This is a genomic window from Streptomyces sp. NRRL S-495 (assembly GCF_000966955.1).
Lineage (GTDB): Bacteria > Actinomycetota > Actinomycetes > Streptomycetales > Streptomycetaceae > Kitasatospora > Kitasatospora purpeofusca.
In genome coordinates this window covers 1-3453 of record NZ_JZWY01000069.1, presented here as the reverse complement: position 1 = coordinate 3453, position 3453 = coordinate 1, and the positions used below count along the sequence as shown (strand labels likewise).

At 78.2% G+C, this 3453-nt stretch carries 1 protein-coding gene; it reads left to right on the top strand.

Translation table 11 applies throughout. The annotated features are described in order from the left end of the window. Window positions 1–3453 (top strand): SDR family NAD(P)-dependent oxidoreductase (locus VR45_RS04935; RefSeq protein ID WP_159394114.1); only part of this gene is annotated, 3453 nt, incomplete at both ends.

Genomic DNA, 3453 nt, shown 5'->3' with positions numbered 1-3453 from the left:
TTCTGGCAGCCCGCCGCCGCCACGGCCACCGACGTCGGCACGGCCGGGCTGGGCCCGGTGCGGCACCCGCTGCTCGGCGCCGCGCTGCCGCTGGCCGGCGGCGACGACCTCGTCCTGACCGGGCGGATCTCCCGGACCGGCCACCCGTGGCTGGCGGACCACGGTGTCTTCGGCACGGTCATCCTGCCGGGCACCGCGTTCGTCGAACTCGTGCTCAGGGCGGGCGAGGAGGTCGGCCTGCGGGCCGTGCGCGAACTGACCCTGCACGCGCCGCTGCCGCTGCCCGAGCACGGCGAGGTGGACCTCCAGGTGCAGGTGGGCGCGGCGGACGGGCGCGGTGTGCGGCCGGTCGACGTCTACGCCCGGCCGCGCCGCTCCGACGGTGCGCCGGAGTGGACCCACCACGCGAGCGCCGTGCTGACCGGCGAGGAGGCCGAGGTCGCCGGGGAGGCCGGGGAGGCTGTCGCCCCCGCCGGGGCCGCGTGGCCGCCCGCCGGGGCGCAGCGACTGGACGTGGACGCCCACCACGACGCGATGGCCGCCCTCGGCCTGGAGTACGGCCCGGCCTTCCAGGGCCTGTCGGACGTCTGGCGGTCCGGGGACGCGATCCTCGCGCAGGTCACCCTGCCGGGCCGGCAGGCGGAGGAGGCCGCCGCGTTCGGTGTGCACCCCGCCCTGCTGGACGCGGCCCTTCAGGCCGCCGCGGTGGACACGGCGGACGGCCCGGCGCCGCTGCCGTTCTCCTTCGGTTCGGTCGCCCTGTTCGGGCGGGGGGCGAGCGAGGCGCGGGTGCGGATCACGCCCGCCGGTCCGGACACCTTCACCGTGGAGCTGGCCGACCGCTCCGGGGCGCCGCTCGTGCGGATCGACTCGCTGCTGGTCCGCCGGGTGACGGCGGGTGAGCTCGCCACCGGGCAGGGCGGCAGCACGGCGCTGCTGTCCGTCGCCTGGTCCCCGCTGGACCCCGCGCCCGACGCCCACGGCGCCGACACCGAGTCCGGCACCGACGAGGAGTCGACGCTCCTGGTGGTCGGCGACGGCCCGGCGGAGGCCGACGGGCCCGCCCGGGCCCGGGCGGTGCTGGAACGGACCCTGGAGCAGCTGCGCGAGTGGCTGGCCCAGGACCGGCCGGCCGGGGCGCGCCTGGTCGTGGTGACCCGCCGCGCCGTGCCCACCGGCGCCGAGCCGGACGGCGCCGCCGTCCACCTGGACCACGCTCCGGTGTGGGGCCTGGCCCGGGCGGCCCGGGCGGAGAACCCGGGCCGGATCGTCCTGGTCGACGTCGACACGGACGACGCGGAACCGGTCGACGAGGCGGCGGTGCGCGCCGCCGTGCGGTCGGGCCGGCCCGAACTCGCCCTGCGGGGCGGGCGGGTGTACGCGCCGGAGCTTCGGCGCGGCACGGCCGAGCCGGGCGGCGACCCGGCCGCGGCCCTGGGCACCGGCACCGTGCTGATCACCGGCGGGACGAGCGGTCTGGGCGCGCAGGTGGCCCGGCACGCCGCCGCGCTGGGCGCCCGCCACCTGCTGCTGCTCTCCCGGCGCGGCCCCGGCGCCGAGGGCGCCGAGGAGCTGCGGGCCGAGCTCGCGGCCACCGGGACGCGGGTCACCGTGCGGGCCTGCGACGTGGCCGACCGGGAGCAGCTGGCGGCGGTGCTGCGGGAGATCCCGGAGGAGTTCCCGCTGACCGCCGTCGTGCACTCCTCGGGTGTGCTGCGCGACGGGCTGCTCGGTTCGATCGGCGCGGACGACCTGGACGCGGTGCTGCGGCCGAAGATCGACGCGGTCTGGCACCTGCACGAGCTGACCGCCGGGGCGCAGCTGTCGGCGTTCGTGGCCTTCTCCTCGGTCGCGGGCGTGCTGGGCGGCGCCGGGCAGGGCGGCTACGCGGCCGCGAACGCCTTCCTCGACGCCCTGATGCAGCAGCGCCGTCGCACCGGCCGGCCCGGTCTGTCGGTGGCCTGGGGCCTGTGGGCCGAGGCGACCGGGATGACCGGGCACCTCGACCGGGCGGACCTGGAGCGGATCAACCGCGGCGGGATCACCGCGCTCGGCACCGCGCAGGGCCTCGGTCTGCTGGACGCCGCGCTGACCGGCGACCCGGGTGACGGGCTGCTGCTCGCGGTGGCCCTGAACGAGCCGGTGCTGCGCGCGACCGAGCCGGGCCTGCTGCCGCCGCTGCTGGCCGGGCTCTTCCCGCCGCGCCGGCGGGCCGGGGTGGCCAGGGCCGGGAGGTCCGCCGGGTCCGACGGGCGTCCCGCGCTCGACTCCCGGGAGGCGGCGGTGGACCGGCTGCGCTACCGGTTCGCCCGCACCATGGGGTTCGACACGGCGGAGCTGGACATCGCCGCGCCGCTGGTCGGCCAGGGCCTGGACTCGGTGATGGCCATGCAGATCCGCGGCCTCATCGAGTCGGACTTCGGGCAGACGCTGCCGGTCGCCTCGATGTTCAACGGCGCCAGCGTGGAGAGCATCGCCGACCGGCTGATGGCCGGGGCCGGCGAGGCCGGGCAGGCCGGCGCCGAGGCGCCCGCGGAGGACCGGGAGGCGCCGGAACTCGTCCGCCACCCGGCCACCCGGGACGTGGTCCGGCTGCTCCGGGCCGAGCAGCAGGGCACCCCGGGCGTCACCCACCACATCGGGCTGGCGGTGCGACTGTCCGCCCCGACCACGCCGGAACGGCTCGCCGGAGCGGTCGCCGCCCTGGCCGGACGGCATGCCGCGCTGCGGACGGCGATCGTGCCGCACGCCGAGGACGGGCAGCAGCTGGAGGTCCGGCGCGGCGTGCCCGACGGGCTGCTGCGCTGGTCGGCGGTGGACGAAGACACCAGCGTGGACGACCGGCTGCGCGAGCTGATGGAGCCGCCGTTCGACCTCGCGACGGCCTCGTTGTGGCGGTTCGAACTGCTCGCCCGCCCCTCCGGGGAGCAGGTGCTGGTCTTCGGCGCGCACCACGCCGTCTCCGACCTGGCCTCGCTGATGCTGGTGGCGCACGAGCTGGACGCGGGCCTCGGCACGGACCAGGAAACCGGCCGGGACACCGGCCCGGACGCCGCGCCCGCCGTCGTCTCCAACCGGGACATCGACCTGCTGCTGCGCGCCCAGGCGGCGCGCCCGGCCGGGGACCGCAGCCCCTCGGCCGACTGGCGCGCCGACTTCACCGGCGCGCGGCGGCTGGACCTCGAACTGGCCCACCCCCGCCCGGAGAAGCGCTCCTACCGGTCCGCCACCCACCTGGTGGAGCTGCCGGCCGAGCTCCAGGAGCGGGTGGCCGCCGCGGCGACCGGGCTCGGCATCACGCCCGCCGCGTTCTGGCTCGGCGCGCTGACCGTGCACCTCGCCCGGCTGCGGGAGCGCGACCGCTTCGTGCTGGCCGTCCCGGTGGACACCCGGCTGCACGTGGGCGCCCTCGACGCGGTCGGCTACTTCGGCCTGCCGATCCCGTACGCGGCC